The 17,379-nt window shown below is 66.6% G+C and carries 16 protein-coding genes; 10 read left to right on the top strand and 6 right to left on the bottom strand.

From position 1 onward, the window contains the following. The coding region (locus VJ655_RS00360; protein WP_324097398.1) for a tannase/feruloyl esterase family alpha/beta hydrolase at positions 1 to 509 on the top strand (509 nt) is incomplete at its 5' end. Positions 510 to 611: 102 nt separating this feature from the next. Here VJ655_RS00360 and VJ655_RS00355 read toward each other — a convergent pair. The 4 genes from VJ655_RS00355 to VJ655_RS00340 form a co-directional block, all read right to left on the bottom strand. Next, positions 612 to 1,082, bottom strand: coding sequence for a MarR family winged helix-turn-helix transcriptional regulator (locus tag VJ655_RS00355; RefSeq protein WP_324097397.1), 471 nt, complete (start codon positions 1,080 to 1,082; stop codon positions 612 to 614). A 5-nt stretch (positions 1,083 to 1,087) separates the two neighbouring features. Beyond that, entirely contained in the window at positions 1,088 to 1,501 is a 414-nt protein-coding gene (locus VJ655_RS00350) for an ester cyclase (RefSeq protein WP_324097396.1), read from the bottom strand. 213 nt (positions 1,502 to 1,714) lie between these two features. Next, positions 1,715 to 2,908 carry an LptF/LptG family permease gene (locus tag VJ655_RS00345; protein WP_324097395.1) on the bottom strand — a complete coding sequence of 398 codons (1,194 nt, stop codon included), beginning with the start codon at positions 2,906 to 2,908 and terminating at the stop codon, positions 1,715 to 1,717. 14 nt (positions 2,909 to 2,922) lie between these two features. Continuing rightward, positions 2,923 to 4,173 (bottom strand): glycosyltransferase family 4 protein, encoded by a 1,251-nt coding sequence (locus tag VJ655_RS00340; protein WP_414646900.1) that lies wholly within the window; start codon positions 4,171 to 4,173, stop codon positions 2,923 to 2,925. A gap of 238 nt (positions 4,174 to 4,411) precedes the next feature. Between VJ655_RS00340 and VJ655_RS00335 the strand changes: the two genes are divergently transcribed. From VJ655_RS00335 to VJ655_RS00320, 4 genes are read left to right on the top strand one after another with little or no spacing between them, the layout of a single operon-like run. Then, the gene (locus tag VJ655_RS00335) at positions 4,412 to 5,530 is read left to right on the top strand and encodes a glycosyltransferase (RefSeq protein ID WP_324097394.1); all 1,119 of its coding nucleotides are present in this window, start codon (positions 4,412 to 4,414) and stop codon (positions 5,528 to 5,530) included. Continuing rightward, positions 5,527 to 6,474, top strand: a complete 948-nt coding sequence (locus tag VJ655_RS00330; RefSeq protein ID WP_324097393.1) for a hypothetical protein — start codon at positions 5,527 to 5,529, stop codon at positions 6,472 to 6,474. Before VJ655_RS00335 ends, VJ655_RS00330 begins: the two co-directional genes overlap by 4 nt. Beyond that, complete coding sequence (locus tag VJ655_RS00325) at positions 6,467 to 7,351, top strand: glucosamine inositolphosphorylceramide transferase family protein (RefSeq protein ID WP_324097391.1); 885 nt, start codon at positions 6,467 to 6,469, stop codon at positions 7,349 to 7,351. Before VJ655_RS00330 ends, VJ655_RS00325 begins: the two co-directional genes overlap by 8 nt. 5 nt (positions 7,352 to 7,356) lie before the next feature. Beyond that, entirely contained in the window at positions 7,357 to 8,556 is a 1,200-nt protein-coding gene (locus tag VJ655_RS00320) for a glycosyltransferase (protein WP_324097390.1), read from the top strand. A 51-nt stretch (positions 8,557 to 8,607) separates the two neighbouring features. Here VJ655_RS00320 and VJ655_RS00315 read toward each other — a convergent pair whose 3' ends face one another. Beyond that, the gene (locus tag VJ655_RS00315) at positions 8,608 to 8,883 is read right to left on the bottom strand and encodes a metal-sensitive transcriptional regulator (RefSeq protein WP_324097389.1); all 276 of its coding nucleotides are present in this window, start codon (positions 8,881 to 8,883) and stop codon (positions 8,608 to 8,610) included. A 75-nt stretch (positions 8,884 to 8,958) separates the two neighbouring features. Between VJ655_RS00315 and VJ655_RS00310 the strand changes: the two genes are divergently transcribed. Beyond that, positions 8,959 to 11,325 carry a heavy metal translocating P-type ATPase gene (locus VJ655_RS00310; protein ID WP_324097388.1) on the top strand — a complete coding sequence of 789 codons (2,367 nt, stop codon included), beginning with the start codon at positions 8,959 to 8,961 and terminating at the stop codon, positions 11,323 to 11,325. Between the two features lie 72 nt (positions 11,326 to 11,397). After that, the gene (locus VJ655_RS00305) at positions 11,398 to 11,742 is read left to right on the top strand and encodes a hypothetical protein (protein WP_324097387.1); all 345 of its coding nucleotides are present in this window, start codon (positions 11,398 to 11,400) and stop codon (positions 11,740 to 11,742) included. A gap of 160 nt (positions 11,743 to 11,902) precedes the next feature. Here the strand turns inward: VJ655_RS00305 and VJ655_RS00300 are convergent, their stop codons facing one another. Then, positions 11,903 to 12,100 (bottom strand): hypothetical protein, encoded by a 198-nt coding sequence (locus VJ655_RS00300; RefSeq protein WP_324097386.1) that lies wholly within the window; start codon positions 12,098 to 12,100, stop codon positions 11,903 to 11,905. Here VJ655_RS00300 and VJ655_RS00295 point away from each other — a divergent pair. Genes VJ655_RS00295 through rbbA form a run of 3 tightly spaced genes read left to right on the top strand, consistent with a single transcriptional unit; the run spans position 12,099 to position 17,379 of the window. After that, positions 12,099 to 13,565, top strand: coding sequence for an efflux transporter outer membrane subunit (locus tag VJ655_RS00295; protein ID WP_324097385.1), 1,467 nt, complete (start codon positions 12,099 to 12,101; stop codon positions 13,563 to 13,565). The two genes, VJ655_RS00300 and VJ655_RS00295, sit on opposite strands and share 2 nt — an antisense overlap. Further along, positions 13,562 to 14,632, top strand: coding sequence for an HlyD family secretion protein (locus VJ655_RS00290; RefSeq protein WP_324097384.1), 1,071 nt, complete (start codon positions 13,562 to 13,564; stop codon positions 14,630 to 14,632). Before VJ655_RS00295 ends, VJ655_RS00290 begins: the two co-directional genes overlap by 4 nt. Beyond that, positions 14,629 to 17,379 carry a ribosome-associated ATPase/putative transporter RbbA gene (gene rbbA, locus VJ655_RS00285; protein ID WP_324097383.1) on the top strand — a complete coding sequence of 917 codons (2,751 nt, stop codon included), beginning with the start codon at positions 14,629 to 14,631 and terminating at the stop codon, positions 17,377 to 17,379. The genes VJ655_RS00290 and rbbA overlap by 4 nt, the downstream gene beginning before the upstream one ends.

Below are 17,379 nucleotides of genomic sequence, written 5' to 3'. Positions count from 1 at the left end.
AGGTCGATGCGTCCCTCGACGCCTCGGTCAACGACGCCACCCGCGGAAGTCTGCGGAAGTTCCGGGGCCGTGGCGGCAAACTGATCATCTATCACGGCTGGGCCGACAGTCTTGTACCCCCCGACCAGTCGATCGCCTTTTACGACCGCATTGCCAAGGAGGCGGGCGGCGTAAGACAGGCGCAGAACTTCGCGAGACTATTCATGGTCCCCGGCATGGCCCACTGCGGCGGAGGGCCTGGACCCGACGCCTTCAACACAGCCAACGCCGTGGTGAAGCCGCCACCTTCCTTGACGCCGCAATATGATCTCTTCACGGCGCTGGCGGCATGGGTGGAAAAGGGGCGCGCGCCGTCGCAGGTCATCGCGACGCGCTACGCCGGGTCTTCGGTCGCGCTCCAAAGGCCGCTGTGTCTTTATCCGCAGAAGGCCTGGTATCGCGGCGCGGGAGACAAGAGCGACGCTCGCAACTTCGTCTGCTCGGTGACCAGGCCGAGACCTTTCGGCTGAACAAGCTCAATGGTCATCAGCAAGGCCCGCCTAAAATGTAGTATTCATGGAGGCGCGCCAAAGCCCGCTTCAGCGTGGCCCGACCGACAACACGCAAGAAATCTAGCGAAATCCAAGGTCGTGTTGGTGCGGCGGTGGTTCCTGGTCGCCGGCGGCGAGGCGATCCAGGATCGCCGTGACCGTGCGCAGAATCTCGCGATCGGCGGCCGAGAGAGGCGCGATCATCCGCGCGATCGCGCTGGCGCGGGTTCGGCGTGAGGCCGAGATCCAGGCAGCGCCGGCCTTGGTCAGGGCGACGTTCCAGGCTCGCTTGTCGCGTGGATGGACGATCCGGTCGACCAACCCCTCGGCTTCGAGCTGGGAGACCACCAGGCGCATGCTTTGGTGTTTCACCTTTCGCCTGGCGGCGAGGGCGGCGATGCTCAGCGGGCCCTCGCGGCCCAGCAGGTCCAAAGTCTCGGTCTGGGCCGAGCGAGGGGTGTCGCCCTCGGCGCGTACATGCCGCACGAAGGCGCCGATGGCGCGGCGGAGGTCCTCGGCCAGGGCGAGGCTCGGGACGAGGGTCTCGGCCAACGGACCTAACCCCGCTTCAGCTGGTCGAGCGTCGCCTGCAGAGTGTTGAGACCCCAGTGCTCCACGTAACGGCCGCCCTCCAGGCGGATGATGTCGATGACCTCGATGGTCACGGTCTTACCGGTCGCGGCCACGCCCATCAGCGGGCCAGTGTGCACGCCGGTGACGGTTTTTCGGGTCGTGACCTTGTCGCCCTCGCCCAGCTGATCGTGGATGATCACCTGGAGGTCGGAAAGAGCCGGGCGCAGGACGTTCTGGAAGGTGTTCCACATCCCCTCGGCTCCAGTGGGCGCGCCGGGCGGCGCCGCGTGGTTGACGAAATCCGGAGCCATCAGCGCCTCGAACACGGTGCGGTCGCCTTGGGCGATCACCTCGGCGTTGAACCGGCGCACCACGGCCTTGTTCATTTCTGGGGACATGCGCGACCTCCGGGACGAGGTGCGGATATATACAGTGTAACTGTATATTCAAGCCGCGACGTGACCAAAGCGGGGGTCAGATCTCCAGCCCGTGACCGCGCACGCAGTCTGCTGGCTTAGCCAAACGGCAGACACCGACGAACCGGCGCCGCTGACTTGATGATGTTCCAAAAGAAGTTCTGACCAGACCCAATCGCCGAGATTGACTGGGATCTATGTGACGCTTCGGCGAGCTCCGAACACTCGAGCGATGGCGACGACGAGCGCTTCAATATGATCGATGATCCAGCTGACCGGGTTCTCGCCGGGGCGATTTCGGCTGACGATCCAAGTCGTGACGCAGGTGGTCGCGAAGACGGCCGTCGGCAAGCCGATGGTGAGAAACGCTGGAAGGCCCGCGCCTGAAGCCATGGCCTGCCCAAGGATCATTGAGGTCTCGAAGAAAAACAGCAGCACTCCGCCGACCGCCATGGCCGAACCCGATCCCGCGCGCTTGGCGCTGAGGCCGAATGGGACGGCCAGCAGGGGGAGGAGGGGGAGGATGAGGGCCCGCGACGACCGGGCGTAGAACTCGGCGAGCAACGTCTGCCGGGGCAGGGCGGTCGGACCCTTGCCAAAACCCTGCCGCGCCAGCTCGATCAGCGTCAGCTCGCTGACATCGTCGCCCCGGACCCGAAACAGCTTGCCTGACAGCGAGAGCGGCATCTCGAAGGAGAAGCGCGCGAAATCGGCGACATAGACCGCTTGGTCGGGGGTCGTGCTGACCTGCCGGCCGTCATGCAGGTCCAGCGTGACGCTTCTATCGAGAGCGCTCTTGTTCACATTCGCCGAGGCCGCCGTCAGAACGTCCTCGCGTCCGTCGGGACCGATCTTGCGGATGAAGACGCGCTCCAAGCGGCGTCCGCTGGCGTCGGCGCGATCGGCGGTGAGGAAGACGGGGCCGCTTGAGAGCAGGGCCTTGGGGCGGACGTCGCCATTCCACCCCGCCTTCTCGGCGGCGTGCAATACGGCGTGATAGGCATAGCGGCTGTAGGGCTGCACGAACCCGAAGAGCAGCACGCTGAACGCCATCAGCAGGATGCCCAGGCCGACGAACGGCGCGGCGAAGCGGCCCAGGGACATGCCGCTAGCCAGGATCGCGTCGATCTCCGAACTCTTGCTGAGTCCGTTGACGACCACGAACAGGCCGATGAAGAAGCCGCCGGGCAGGGTCAAGCCGACGTAATGTGGGACGAGATTGACCAGTAGCTCGGTCAGGAATTTGAAGCCGTCCGTGGACTGAGAGAGCAGTTGGAAAGACCGCATCAGGCGTTCCATGAGAAACGCCACCATCGTGCTGCTCAGAACGGCCGCCATCGGCGTCAGCGTTCGCCTGAGCAGATATCGGTCGAGCGTGGTCGGGATCATCGGAAGGCCCGGGTCTACAGCGCGGGCAGGCCGGCGGGCGACGGCTCGGCCGGAACGGCGCGGCTGCGCTTTGGCGCCTGAAAGACGGGCGCGGCGTGACGCGCGCCCAGGGCTTCGGCATAGACCTCGATCACCTCGTCGAGAATCTCCGTCCAGCGGAAGGCGGCGCTACGCTCAAGGGCCTCGGCTCCCAGCCTCCGGCGCAGATCGTCGTCGACCACGAGTTCAGCCAGCGCCTCGGCGTAGGCGATTGGTTGATCGGGGCAGAGTCGGGCGTTGTACCCATGCCGCAGCAGCGCGCGGGTATTGGGCGCGTCGGCGCAGACCATGGCCAGGCCGCAGGCCATCGCCTCGAGATTGACGTTGCCGAAGGTCTCGGTCGTGCTGGGGTTCAGGAAGATGTCGCCGCTGGCCAGAGCCGTCGCCAGTTCCGCGCCTGAAAGGAAGCCGGCGAACACCGCTTCGGGCAGCCGTTCCTGGAACCAGGCGCGGGCGGGGCCATCACCGATGACCAGCACCTGGGGCGCATGACCCGCCGCCTTGATCAGGCGGATGGACTCGGCGAAGGACGCCAGACCCTTCTCCATGACGATACGGCCAAGGAACACGATCACCGGACGATCGGAGGCGAAGCCCTGGCTGATCCGCCAGGCCTCGCTGCGTCGGCCGGGATGGAAGAGTTCGGGGTCCACGCCCCGCGCCCAGGTCCGGACCTGGGTGGACAGGTTCTGGGCTCTCAGTTCGTCGCCGATGGCCTCGGTCGGGGCCATGACGTAGTCGCAGGCTCCGTAGAACTTCCAGAGCTGTCGCCGCACCAGCGGCCTTAGCCGGCCGAGCCCGTAGTAGGCGAGATAGGTGTCGAAAAGCGTATGCAGGCTGGCGACCACCGGAACCTTCAGGCTCCGGCCGAGCCGAAGCGCCGCCGAGCCCAGGAGGTCGGGGGCCGAGAGGTGGATGAGGTCGGGCCTGAAGGTCTCGACGTCCCGGCGCACCGCTCCAGGAAGGCCCAGCGCCAGACGATAGTCCCTGCGGAAGGGGATCTTGACCGAAGGCACCGAAATCAACTGGCCGGCGGGCGCGAACGCTGGATTCCGCGACGTTGGAGAATAGACCCGGACCTGCGCGCCCACGGTGCTCTGCAGGTGGCTGACCAGCCGGTTCAGCGACTTGTTGGCCCCGTCGAGGATGTAGTTGTAGTTCCCCGAGAACAAGGCAATCCGCAACGGGCGCGCACCACCGGTGTGCGTCTGCGCCTTGATGTCCATGCTAGTCCTTCCACGCGCCCGCCCGATCCCTGCCGACCAAGACGACGCGACTCCCCCGCCACCACATCGAATTTCGAAAATCGATGAGACCTACACCGGCTCATGTCGTCCTTTTGTGAAGGCGGCCACCGGCATCACACCGTCATGGTGTTGGACTAGCGGTGGACGTGGGGCTTTTACGGGAATCGTGATGCGGGTTGTGGATGTCGCCGAGTTCTATTCACCCACCGGCGGGGGCGTGCGAACCTACATCGACCGCAAGTTCGAGGCGGCCACCCAATTGGGCCACGAACTGTTTGTCATCGCGCCGGGACCGCGAGATTCTTTCGAGCCCCGCTCCGCGGGCGGCGTGATCCAGGTCCGCGCGCCTCGGCTGCCATTCGACGCCAATTATCACATGTTCTGGGATGCGGAGGCCGTTCACCGTCAGCTCGAGGCCCTGGCGCCAGATCTGGTCGAGGCCTCCTCGCCCTGGCGAGGCGCGGAGATCGTCGCCCGCTGGCCGGGGCGAACGCCGCGCGCCATGTTCATGCACGCCGACCCAGTGGCGTCCTATCCCCAACGGTGGCTCGGCCCCATCGCCAGTCCCCAGCGGATCGATCAACTATTCGGGTGGTTTTGGAGCTATCTGCGCAGGCTGACGAGCCGCTTCAGCTCGGTCGTGACCGGAGGCCCCTGGCTCGCCGACCGACTGGCGGGGCAGGGCGTCGAGGCCGTAACGAGCGTTCCTCTGGGCATAGATCGCGGCGCATTCTCGCCCACGATGCGAGACGAGGTCTTGAGGTCCAGGCTTCTCGCCGCCTGCGGCTGTTCCGATGACGCCAGGCTTGTCCTCGGCGTGGGGCGCTTCCATCCGGAAAAGCGCTGGCCGATGGTGATCGAGGCGGCGATGCGCGCGCGAAGCCATGCGCCTCTTGGCCTGGTGTTGATCGGTGACGGCATCGACCGCACGCGCGTGGCGCGCGCGGCGGCGGGAAACCCTCATGTCCTGATCCTGCCGCCGATCCGCGATCGGGCCTTGCTGGCCGCGCACCTGGCCAGCGCCGACGCCCTCGTGCATGGCTGCGAGTCCGAGACATTCGGCCTGATACCAGCCGAGGCCATGGCTTGCGGTGTTCCGGTGGTTGGACCGGATCGCGGTGGCTTCGCCCACTTGGCCGAACCGGCGACGTCGGAAATCTATCGCGCAGGCGACACCGCGGCGGCCACGGTCGCCATTCGCCGCCTGCTGGCGCGTGATCCCGTAACGTTGAGGTCCGCGGCGATGGACGCGGCAGGCAGGGTGCGTCGCGATATCGACCATTTCGCCGACCTCTTCGGTCACTACCGGTCGATTGCGGCGGGGGCTCTCGCATGACGGTTGTGGGGGATCGGGCGACGGCCGAGGCCGTGGGCGAGAAGCCGCGGTGGCGTTGGGCTTGGCTGGGCGGCGCGTTGTCGCTCGGCCTGGTCGCGGCCGGCGTCCTGCAGCTCGGCGGGGCGACCTCGGAGGTTCTGAAGACGATCAGCCAGATTCCGCTCCTCGTATGGCCGGTGCTGTTGCTGCTCTATCTCATTCAGCCGATCTTCGACTTCGTGGTCTTCCGGCGGCTGTGGAATCTGCCTCCGGCCGGCTTCAAGGCGCTGCTGCGCAAGAACGTCATCAACGAGGTTCTGCTTGGCTACAGCGGTGAGGCGTTTCTCTACGTCTGGGCGCGGCGGGCGTCGGGGGCGGTGTCCACTCCCTTCGCCGCCATAAAGGACGTCAATATTGTCTCGGCCCTGCTCGGCAATCTCCTGACCCTGGTGTTGGCGGCGATCAGCATCACGCAGCTGCGCGACCTCGACCTTGCCCGTAGGCTCGGGCCTGCCTTGTGGTCGGGGCTTATTCCAATGGTGATCTCGATCGGCGTCCTGGCCTTTGGGCGTCGGGTGTTTTCGCTACGCTTGGGGCGGCTCGCCTACGTCGGCATGATCTTCGGCCTGCGCCTGGTCGCTTGGACGGCGCTCACTCTTTTGGTCTGGCGCATGGCGCTGCCGAACGTCGATCCTGGACTATGGATCGTGCTTCTCGCGATCCGCTGCCTGGTGTCGCGCATTCCGCTGATCTCCAACAAGGACCTGGTGTTCGGAAGCCTGATCCTGCTCCTGCTGGGCGCGCATTCCTCCGTCGCGGTGCTGCTGGCGGCCTTGGCGTTCATCACCCTGGTCCTGCATCTGACCGTTATCGTCGGGTTGAGCGTCGCCGACCTGGCGCAAGCTCTGCGGCCGATCCGGCCGGTCGTTGCGACGGCGGTCGACGTGGGCGGCGCCCATGATTGACTGGCGCGTGAAGATCCCCGGGCGGGACATCTGGCGAGTCGGCCTGGTCGAGGCGTCGATCGTCGACGTCGCCCGGCATGGCTTTCCGCCCGGCGCGGCCGTTCACTGGCTTGCCGAGGAAGGCCGTCTGAAGTTCCTGGCTGACCCGTTCGGCCTTTGGCGTGACGGCCGGCTGCACCTGTTCGTCGAGGCCTACGACTATCGGACACGCCACGGTGTCATCGAGCTTATCGAGCTGGGGGCGGATTTCTCGCCGATCCGGCGGTCGGTGGTGCTCAAGGAGCCCTGGCATCTTTCCTATCCCCAGGTCTTCGAAGCCGACGGCGAAATCTGGATGCTGCCCGAGGCCTACCGGTCTGGCGCGTTGACGCTCTACCGCGCGGCGGCGTTTCCCCATGTCTGGGAGCCCGTCGTTCGCCTGGAGCTGGACACGCCGGCGATCGACGCCACACCGTTTCGCCACGAGGGTCTCTGGTGGCTGGCCTATTCCCCGACCGGCCCCCAGCGCTGGAAGCAGGGGCGGCTTCATCTGGCCTTCGCCGAGCGCCTGACCGGGCCTTGGCGGACGCATCCGGGCAATCCAGTCCGTAACGATCTGGCGTCCAGCCGGCCCGGCGGGACGGCGTGGATCGAGGACGGCTTGCCGTCTCTGCCCGTTCAGGACTGCACGCGCACCTATGGCGGTGGCGTCCGGATGCTGCGGATATCCAAGCTCGATCCCAATTGTTTCGAGGCCGAGGCGTCTTCGCCAATCAGCTTGCCGTCTAGCGCGGGGGCGTACTCGAAAGGCCTTCATACGCTATCGGCCTGTGGGCCGGTCACGCTGTTCGATGTCAAGCGGATCGACCGTTCGTTATGGCCCCGGGGTGGCGCTTGAGCCCCGTGACCACGCTTGAACATCGCCTGGATGGTCGAACGGACGTGTCTACGCCGGACACAGCCCACCCGCGGGTCCTGACATTTCTGCACAGTTTCGAGCCGGGAGGCGTCGAACGCATTGCGCTGAGACTGGTGAGGCAGTGGCGGGGGCTGAACGTTGACGCGTCGCTGTTCGTCGGTCGAACCGACGGCGACATGCGCGATGACGTCGGCGCGGGCCTCGATTTCATCTCGCCGCCCCCCACGGGACCGTGTGTGGCGAAGATGGAAACGCTCTGGATGATCTGGACGCTGCCCAGGGTCGTGCGAAAGCTTCGCCCCGACGTCCTGTTCTGCGCGGGCAACACCTATGCCGTCGTGGCGGTGGCGCTCAAGATTCTGCTCGGCCCAAGCTGTCCGCCGATCCTGTTGAAGGTCAGCAACGACCTGGATCGCCACGATCAACCCCGGTGGTTTCGCGTCTTCTACCGCTTGTGGCTCAGGGCCCAGGGGCGGCTCATCGATCATTTCGTCGGCATGGAGACGCCGATGCGCGACGAAATCCGCGGCAGCCTTGGCGTATCGACGGACCGGATCACGATCATTCCCGATCCGGCCTTGTCCAGGCCGCTGATCGAAAGACTTCGGGCGGGCCGTGGCGGCGCCCGAAGCGAATGCGCTGGCCGGCGTTTCGTATGCGTGGGCCGGCTCACGTCGCAAAAGAACATAGTGCTGATGCTTCGCGCCTTCGGACGCGGCGCGGCGGAGGGCGACACCCTGACGGTGATCGGCGACGGACCTGAGCGCGCGAAGCTCGAAGACCTCGCGCGGGGCCTGGGACTCGAACGCCAGGTGCGTTTTCGAGGCTATGTCCCGGAGCCGGCGACCCTTCTGCCTTCGTTCGACATCCTTCTTCTTTCCTCGAACTATGAAGGCGTTCCCGCGGTCATTCTTGAGGCGCTGGCCGCGGGAATTTCCATCGTCGCCACCGATTGCAGTCGCAGCATGGCGACCCTGCTCGGCGACGGCGCGATGGGCGAGCTTGTCGCCGTGGGGGACGAGCAGGGGCTGGCCGACGCCATAACAAGGGCGCGGCCATCGTCCCAAGACGAGCACCAAAGCCTCAAGCAAGCTGAACGATTTACACTGGAAGACGCGTCCCTAGCCTATCTCGACGCTATGGCCCGTCTTTGTGCAACGGCGCCAGGCGCTGTGCGGACTTAGCGCCTGGACGACGCCTTCAGATCCGAGGTCGCGTCGCCGTTCGAGGGGTGATCATCGGATCCCCCTCCGTAGGAGTTCGATCAACTCCTCGGATTTCCTCCGTTGCTCATCCTTGTCGCCGGAAATGATCGCGCCCTCGATGCAATGATCGAGGTGGTCGCGGAGCAGCTCTGTCTCGACCTTGGCCAGGGCGGCGCGGACCGCCTGCAACTGGGTGAGGATATCGATGCAATAGCGGTCGTCTTCCACCATGCGGCTGATACCGCGAACCTGGCCTTCGACCCGGTTGAGGCGATTGAGCAGGGCGGGCTTGTTGTCGCGTTTCATGCTGTCAACATATACCCCCAAGGGGTAATTGCCAAGATGCCCTATGGGGGTATATATCGAGCTCAGGAGGCCGCCATGCCAAACCACGATCACCCCGAACACGCCGCTCCCCAACACGGGCATGGGCTACATGCCGGGACCGCCCCGGACGATGCGGAGACGGTTACCGATCTGGTATGCGGCATGAAGGTCGATCCTCACACGACCCAGCATCACGCGACCCACGAGGGGCGAGCTTTCCACTTCTGCTCCTCCAGCTGCCGCGACAAGTTCGTCGCCGAGCCGGCGAAGTACCTTGCAAAGGACTCAAAGCCGGCCACGGCGCCCGAGGGGGCGATCTACACCTGTCCGATGCATCCGCAGATCCGTCAGGTCGGGCCGGGCTCCTGCCCGATCTGCGGCATGGCGCTTGAGCCTGTCACGGCGACGGTGGAGGCGGGGCCTAGCCACGAACTCACCGACATGACCCGGCGGTTCTGGGTGGGCCTGGCGCTCGCGGCCCCCGTATTCGCTCTTGAGATGGGCGGACACCTCACCGGTCTGATGATGCTGCTGAGCCGTCAGGTGTCCAACTGGGTCCAGTTGGCCCTGGCGACGCCCGTCGTGCTTTGGGCGGGTTGGCCGTTCTTCGTACGGGGTTGGGCGTCCCTGAGAACCCGAAGCCTCAACATGTTCACCCTGATCGCCATGGGCGTCGGGGTAGCCTGGCTCTACAGCATGGTCGCGGTGTTGGCGCCGGCCGTGTTTCCGCCGGCGTTCCGCGACGCCGCGGGCGTCGTGCCGGTGTATTTCGAGGCGGCGGCCGTCATCGTCGTCCTGGTGTTGCTTGGGCAGGTGCTGGAGCTGCGGGCGCGCGAGCGGACGGGCGGGGCGATCAAGGCTCTGCTGAACCTGGCGCCCAAGACGGCGCGCCGTATCCGGGACGACGGGACCGACGAGGAAGTCACCCTCGACCAGATCGGCGTGGACGACCGTCTGCGCGTGCGGCCCGGCGAGAAGGTTCCGGTGGATGGCGAACTCGTCGAAGGCCGGGTCTCGATCGACGAGTCCCTGGTCACCGGCGAATCCATGCCGGTCACCAAGGAGCTGGGCGGCAAGGTCATCGCCGGTTCGATCAACAAGACCGGCTCATTCGTGATGCGGGCCGAGAGGGTGGGGGCCGATACGCTGCTTTCGCGGATCGTGCAGATGGTGGCCGACGCCCAGCGCAGTCGCGCGCCGATCCAGCGGATGGCCGATCAGGTCTCCGGCTGGTTCGTGCCGGCGGTCATCGCGGTGGCCGTGGTCGCCTTCGCAGGCTGGGCGATTGTCGGCCCGGACCCGCGCCTGGCCTACGCCCTGGTGGCGGCGGTCTCCGTGCTGATCATCGCCTGTCCCTGCGCGCTTGGCCTTGCCACCCCGATGTCGATCATGGTTGGGGTCGGTCGCGGCGCCCAGGCGGGCGTCCTGATCAAGAACGCCGAGGCTCTCGAACGTTTCGAGAAGATCGACACCCTGATCATCGACAAGACCGGCACGCTGACCGAGGGACGGCCGGCGGTCACAGCGATCAAGCCCGCGCCGGGCTTCGACGAGGCCGAGCTCCTGCGGCTGGCCGCCAGTCTCGAACGCGGCAGCGAACACCCTCTGGCCGACGCCATCCTGCGGGCCGCCAAGGAGCGCGGCCTCTCGCTGGCGGAGGCCAAGGATTTCGACTCGCCGGTCGGCAAGGGCGTTCTTGGGACGGTGGACGGCAAGGCCATCGTGCTGGGCGGCGCCCGGCTGATGGGCGAGCGGGGGATCGACATGGCGCCGCTGGAGGCTAACGCCGAGGCGCTGCGACGCGAGGGCGCCACGGTGATCTTCGTCACCATCGACGGACGGCTGGCCGGATTGCTTGGCGTCGCCGATCCGATCAAGTCGTCGACGCCCGAGGCGGTGCGCGCGCTCAAGGCCGAGGGCGTGCGGATCGTGATGATGACCGGCGACAACCGCACCACGGCCTCGGCTGTCGCCGCGCGGCTCGGCATTGACGAGGTCGAGGCCGAGGTGCTGCCCGAGGACAAGGCCAAGGTCGTTCAGAAACTGCGCGCCGAGGGACGCGCGGTGGCGATGGCTGGCGACGGCGTCAACGACGCTCCCGCCCTGGCGGCGGCCGAAGTCGGCATCGCCATGGGCGCGGGCTCGGACGTGGCCATCGAGAGCGCTGGCGTCACCTTGCTCAAGGGCGATCTGCAAGGCATCGTCAAGGCGCGGCGACTGTCGCGTGCGGTGATGGCCAACATCCGGCAGAACCTCGTCTTCGCCTTCGTCTATAATGTCGCCGGCGTGCCGATCGCGGCGGGCGTGCTTTATCCCGCCTTCCATCTGTTGCTCTCGCCGCAGATCGCGGCGGGGGCGATGGCTCTGTCGTCAGTCAGCGTGATCGCCAACGCGCTTCGACTCCGCACGGCAAGGCTCTGAGGTTGTTGCTTAAGATCAATGTGTTAGTCCAATTCTCCCGCAAGGCTACATAGCGCTGCAAAGGATTGTGCGATGACTCATCCGCTCAAGTTTCTTCCGCTCTTCTTCGCCCTGATCGCGACACCAGCCTTCGCGGTCCAGGCGGATTCTCACGCCCAACATCATCCCGCCGTCGGCTCCGACGCCAAGGCGGCCGCGCCTGCGGCTTCGACCGCCGAGGCCAAGCCCGCCATGAAGGGCTGTCCAATGATGGATGGCAGGGCGCCGGCCGGGCCAGGGGGCATGGCGGGCGACGGCAAGATGATGGAGGGCAGGATGATGATGGACGGCAAGGACATGCATTGCATGACTTCACCGGCTCCGAAGGCGACCGAGCCGCCGCGTGATCACGATCATCCGGCCCCGCCCAAGAAGTAGATCGAGGGGCGGCCGCGGTCGCCCGGATCGGACGCCAGAAGCTCCGCCAGGGGAACGAGCGGAAGCGGAAAAATTACGCGGCGCGCGCCGGCCCGCCGTCGCGGGCGGCGTCGCCTGATCCCCCTCGAAGCCGCCTGTCCAAAAGTTCAGCCTTCAAGGGCTAAAGGCGGTTGATCGAGGTCAACTCGACTTCCAGGCGCCACTTGTATGGATAGATTGAAGGCGCATCGGTGATCGCCAATTCGCATTGATCGAGGAGTGACGGATGGTTGGCGTTGCCTTGGTCGGCGGCCGAGCCCGCGCGACCAAGTTCAGGCTCGTCGCTCAAGGCCGCGGCATCTTTGCGCGGCGCCTTCATGCGTAGTGTCAAACGCCTCGCCGTCGGCGGCCTGGACCGAGGCGGCGCCGTCCTTGTCGCCTTGTCGCTCCTCGTGTCGGGATGCGCCGCGCCATCCCCGTTCGTGCGGCCGGCGCTCCCGACGCCGCCGACTTTCCCGGGAACGCCGACGGATCAGGCGTCGATCGGCCGGCTAGGGTGGCGAGATTTCTTCCAGGACCCGCAGTTGCAGGGCCTGATCACGACGGCCCTGACCAACAACCGCGACGTCCGCATCGCGGCCGGCCGGCTGGACGAGGCGCGGGCCGGTCTGCGTATCGAGAGCGCGGCGCTCTATCCGCGTCTCGATGGCGTGGCCACCTCGACGCGCGGCCGCACACCCGCCGATCTGTCGTTCACGGGACGGGCCGTTACGGCCGGAGAATATCGTTCCGTCCTTAGCGCCAGTTGGGAGGTCGATTTCTGGGGGCGCCTGCGCGCATCTCGGCAGGCGGCGCTGGAGCAATATCTGGCCACCGACGAAGCGCGTCGCGCGGTCGCGACGAGCCTGATCGCACAGGTCGCCAACGCCTATCTGCTCGAACGCGCGTATCAGGAGCGCATCGCCCTGGCCCGACGCACGGTCGCCTCGCGCGAGGAGTCCTTGCGCATCCTGCGCCGCCGCTACGAGGTGGGCGCGGGCTCCAAGCTGGAGATGACACAGGCCCAGACTCTCCTGTCCCAGGCCCGCACGGCGGTCGAGGCGCTCAGTCAGGACCAGGAGATCAACCGCCACGCTCTGGCCGTGCTGGCGGGCCAGCCCGTGGCGATGTCTTCCGGAGCGTTGGCGCTTTCCGCGGTGGAGAGCGATCAGCCGCTTCCGGCCGGCTTACCCTCCGACCTTCTCGTCAATCGTCCGGATATTATCGCCGCCGAGCATCGGCTGCGCGCGACCAGCGCCAATATTACCGCCGCCCGGGCGGCGTTCTTTCCCAATGTCACCCTGACTGCGGCCGGCGGAACCGCCAGCGCGCAGCTCGACGGGCTTTTCCAGGGCGGCAGCCGGGCCTGGAGTTTCAAGCCCACCCTGGACCTGCCGATCTTCGACGCCGGAGCGCGAAAGGCCAATCTCGACTTGAGCGAGGCGCGGCGCGACACGGCGGTCGCCGACTACGAACGGACCGTTCAAGCCGCGTTCCGGGACGTTTCGGACGCGCTGGCGCAGCGGCGACAACTGGCGGCGCAGATTGTGGATGCGCGGGACATGCTGGCGGCTCTGAGGGAGCGCGCGCGGCTGGCCGACCTGCGCTTCGCCAACGGGCGATCGACCTATCTGGAGGTGCAGGACGCCCAGCGCGATCTGTTCGAGACCGAGCAGGCGGTGGTTCAGTTGCGTCTCGGCTACCTGGCCAGCGGCGTGGCGCTCTACGCCGCGCTCGGCGGCGGCCTTGGCGACGAAGGCTCCCTCCCACCTTCAAACCAGACCCTCAAGGAAAAGGCGCGATGAAGGCCACCAGCAGGCAATGGCTCGTGCGCGGCGCGGTCGCCGCGACGATAGTCGCCGCCGCGTTCTTCGGCTGGCGGCTCTTGCGGCCGCGAGAACTTCCCGAGGGAGTCGTCAGCGGCAACGGCCGGATCGAAGCGGTCGAAATCGACGTGGCGGCCAAGTCTCCCGGTCGGGTTCGCGATATCCTGGTGGACGAGGGCGCCTATGTGAAGGCCGGCCAGGTTGTCGCCCATATGGACGTCGACGTCCTGCAGGCTCAGCGCGCCGAAGCGGAGGCTCAGCTTCAGCAGGCGCTCAACGCCGTCGAAATCGCCAACAGCCAGGTGATCCAGCGCCAGAGCGAACGCGCCGCGGCGTTCGCGCAGACCCGGCAACGCCAGGCCGAACTGGACGCGGCGCGTCGGCGGCTGGCGCGGTCCGACACCCTGGCGCGCGAGGGCGCGACGGCCATGCAGGAGCGCGACGACGACCAGGCCCGTGTCGAAGGCGCCCAGGCGGCGCTGGAGGCGGCCAAGGCCCAGACGGCCGCCGTCGACGCGGCTATCGCCACGACGCGTTCGCAGGTCATCGGCGCGCGCTCCAACGTCGACGCGGTGCGCGCCGCCTTGCGCCGGTTGGACGCCGACATCGCCGACAGCGCATTGAAGGCGCCGCGCGACGGACGCGTTCAGTTTCGCGTGGCTCAGCCGGGCGAGGTGGTGGCCGGCGGCGGCCGAGTGCTCAACCTCGTGGACCTTTCGGACGTCTACATGACCTTTTTCCTGCCCGAGGTTGTCGCCGGGCGGGTGGGCTTGGGCGCGGAGGTGCGGATCGTCCTGGACTCCGCGCCGAGCTATGTCATCCCCGCCAAGGTGTCGTTCGTCGCCGATGTCGCTCAGTTCACGCCCAAGACGGTGGAAACCCAGAGCGAGCGCCAGAAGCTGATGTTCCGGGTCAAGGCGCGGATCGATCCAGACCTCCTGCGTCGCCATATCCGCCATGTGAAGACCGGCTTGCCCGGCATGGCCTATGTGCGGATTGATCCCAAAACGCCCTGGCCCGCGAAGCTGGCGGTCAACACGCCATGATGGACCTGCCGGCCCAAGGCGCGGCGCCTGTGGTCGCTCGGCTGGCCGGGGTCAGTCTCGACTACGGCCGAACACGGGCCCTGGACCAGATCGATCTCGAGATCCCCGCCGGCCGAATGGTCGCGGTGATCGGGCCGGACGGGGTGGGCAAGTCCAGCCTGTTCGCCCTGATCGCAGGCGCGCGAGTCATTCCTGCGGGGACGGTCGAGGTGCTTGGCGGCGACATGGCCGACCGGCGCCATCGCGAGGCGGTTTGCCCGCGTATCGCCTATATGCCCCAGGGACTGGGCAAGAATCTCTACGCCACCCTGTCGGTGGCCGAGAACCTGGAGTTCTTCGGTCGGCTGTTTGGCCAGGACGGCGCCGAACGCGAGCATCGGATCGCCGACCTGCTGGAGAGCACGGGTCTTGCGCCTTTTCGCGATCGGCCGGCGGGCAAGCTGTCGGGGGGCATGAAGCAAAAGCTGGGGCTGTGCTGCGCCCTGATCCACGATCCCGATTTCCTGCTGCTCGACGAGCCGACGACCGGCGTCGACCCCCTGTCGCGGGCGCAGTTCTGGGCCCTGATCGATCGCATCCGCGCCGCCAGGCCGGGCATGAGCGTGATGGTCGCGACCGCCTACATGGAAGAGGCGGCGCGGTTCGACTGGCTGATCGCCATGGACTCCGGGAAGGTCCTGGCGACGGGGACGCCGGAGACGCTCTATCAACGCACGGGCACGCGCGACCTTGAAAGGGCTTTCATCGCCCTGCTTCCGGAGGAACGCCGGCGCGGGGCGCGCCCCGTGACCATTCCCCCGCGTCCTCACGCCGGTGAAGGCGACATCGCCATCGAGGCCAAGGGCCTGACGATGCGGTTTGGCGAGTTCACCGCCGTCGACCACGTGGATTTCCAGATCGAGCGCGGCGAAATCTTCGGGTTCCTGGGGTCGAACGGCTGCGGCAAGACGACCACGATGAAGATGCTGACCGGCCTGCTGCCGGCGACCGCTGGCGAGGCGCATCTGTTCGGCCGCCTGGTGGACGCTCGCGATGTCCAGACCCGCCGACGGGTCGGCTACATGTCCCAGGGCTTTTCGCTCTATTCCGAACTGACCGTCGCTCAGAATCTCGAGCTCCACGCGCAGCTGTTTGGACTGGACGCGCAGGATATCCCGGGGCGCATGACCGAAATGGCCGGGCGCTTTGGCCTCGCCGAGATCATGGACGCTCTGCCCGAGTCGCTGCCCCTGGGCCAGCGCCAGCGTCTTTCGCTCGCCGTCGCCATGATCCACAAGCCGGAGATTCTGATCCTCGACGAGCCGACTTCGGGCGTCGATCCCATCGCCCGGGATCAGTTCTGGCAGAGCATGATCGACATCTCGCGACAGGACGGGGTGACGATCTTCATCTCCACGCACTTCATGAACGAGGCCGCGCGCTGCGACCGTATCTCCCTGATGCATGCGGGCAGGGTGCTCGTCAGCGACACGCCCGCTCGCATCGTCGAGCAGCATGGCGGCGAGACTCTCGAAGAGGCTTTCATCGATCACCTGAAGGCGGCGGGCGGGTTCGACGCCTCGCCAGCGCCGCGGCCGGCGTTCATTCGAGAGACGGCCGCTGCGCCGCCGGCGCGCGCCGGATTCAGCCTCCGGCGCATGATGAGCTATTCGCGGCGCGAGGCGCTTGAACTGCGACGCGATCCGATCCGGGCGACCCTGGCGTTGCTTGGCAGCGTCATCCTGATGTTCATCATGGGCTACGGCATCAGCATGGACGTCAAGGACCTGCCATTCGCGGTGCTGGATCGTGACGGCACGACGACCAGCCAGGACTACGCACTCAACATCGCCGGTTCGCCCTATTTCCTGGAGCGGCCGCCGATCACGGACTATGGCGACCTGGACCGAAGGATGCGGTCGGGCGAATTGAGCGTGGCGATCGAGATCCCGCCGGGGTTCGCGCGCGATCTGCGGCGGGGCAAGACGGTTTCTCTTGGGGCATGGGTCGACGGCGCCATGCCTCAGCGGGCCGAGACCGTGCAGGGCTATATCCAGGGGCTGCACGCCCAATGGCTCAGCGACATGTCCGTTCACGAGTTCGGCGTACGGCCGTCGGGCGGACTGATCAACATCGAGACCCGCTATCGCTACAATCCCGACGTCAAGAGTCTGGTGGCCATCGCCCCGGCGGTTATCCCGGTCCTGCTGCTGCTGTTCCCCGCCATTCTCACGGCGCTGAGCGTCGTGCGGGAAAAGGAGCTTGGCTCGATCGTCAACTTCTACGTGACGCCGGTCACATCGCTGGAGTTCCTGCTGGGCAAGCAGGCGCCCTATGTGGCGCTGGCCATGTTGAACTACGCCCTGCTGGTCGTTCTGGCGCTGGCGTCCTTTCGCGTACCGCTGACTGGCGATCTCGTGACCATGACGGTGGGGGCCTTGTTCTACGTCCTTTGCTCGACGGCGATGGGCCTGCTGTTCTCGATCTTCATGCGCAGCCAGATCGCCGCCCTGTTCGCCACCTCGATCGGCACGATCCTGCCGGCGGTGCAGTTCTCGGGGCTGATCAATCCGGTCTCGTCCCTGGAAGGGGCCGGGGCGATCATCGGCCGCGTCTTTCCGACCAGCCACTTCGTCACAATCTGCCGGGGCGTGTTCTCCAAGGGTCTGGGGTTCGCCGATCTTCAGTCCGACCTCTTGAGTCTGGCGCTCACCTTCCCATTGCTGCTGATCGCGTGCGTCATGTTGCTCAAGAAGCAGGAGGGCTAG

Source organism: Caulobacter sp. (assembly GCF_035254145.1).
Lineage (GTDB): Bacteria > Pseudomonadota > Alphaproteobacteria > Caulobacterales > Caulobacteraceae > Caulobacter.
Note: the sequence above shows the minus strand (reverse complement) of the source record. Positions and strands in the feature narration are given on the sequence as shown.

Excerpts from the sequence above, each read along its gene's own strand:
- VJ655_RS00340 (WP_414646900.1), bottom strand. The coding sequence starts at position 4,173 with ATGGACATCAAGGCGCAGACGCACACCGGTGGTGCGCGCCCGTTGCGG.
- VJ655_RS00310 (WP_324097388.1), top strand. The coding sequence starts at position 8,959 with ATGCCAAACCACGATCACCCCGAACACGCCGCTCCCCAACACGGGCAT.
- VJ655_RS00315 (WP_324097389.1), bottom strand. The coding sequence starts at position 8,883 with ATGAAACGCGACAACAAGCCCGCCCTGCTCAATCGCCTCAACCGGGTC.
- VJ655_RS00295 (WP_324097385.1), top strand. The coding sequence starts at position 12,099 with ATGCGTAGTGTCAAACGCCTCGCCGTCGGCGGCCTGGACCGAGGCGGC.
- VJ655_RS00325 (WP_324097391.1), top strand. The coding sequence starts at position 6,467 with ATGATTGACTGGCGCGTGAAGATCCCCGGGCGGGACATCTGGCGAGTC.
- VJ655_RS00345 (WP_324097395.1), bottom strand. The coding sequence starts at position 2,908 with ATGATCCCGACCACGCTCGACCGATATCTGCTCAGGCGAACGCTGACG.
- VJ655_RS00300 (WP_324097386.1), bottom strand. The coding sequence starts at position 12,100 with ATGAAGGCGCCGCGCAAAGATGCCGCGGCCTTGAGCGACGAGCCTGAA.
- VJ655_RS00350 (WP_324097396.1), bottom strand. The coding sequence starts at position 1,501 with ATGTCCCCAGAAATGAACAAGGCCGTGGTGCGCCGGTTCAACGCCGAG.
- VJ655_RS00305 (WP_324097387.1), top strand. The coding sequence starts at position 11,398 with ATGACTCATCCGCTCAAGTTTCTTCCGCTCTTCTTCGCCCTGATCGCG.
- rbbA (WP_324097383.1), top strand. The coding sequence starts at position 14,629 with ATGATGGACCTGCCGGCCCAAGGCGCGGCGCCTGTGGTCGCTCGGCTG.
- VJ655_RS00330 (WP_324097393.1), top strand. The coding sequence starts at position 5,527 with ATGACGGTTGTGGGGGATCGGGCGACGGCCGAGGCCGTGGGCGAGAAG.
- VJ655_RS00290 (WP_324097384.1), top strand. The coding sequence starts at position 13,562 with ATGAAGGCCACCAGCAGGCAATGGCTCGTGCGCGGCGCGGTCGCCGCG.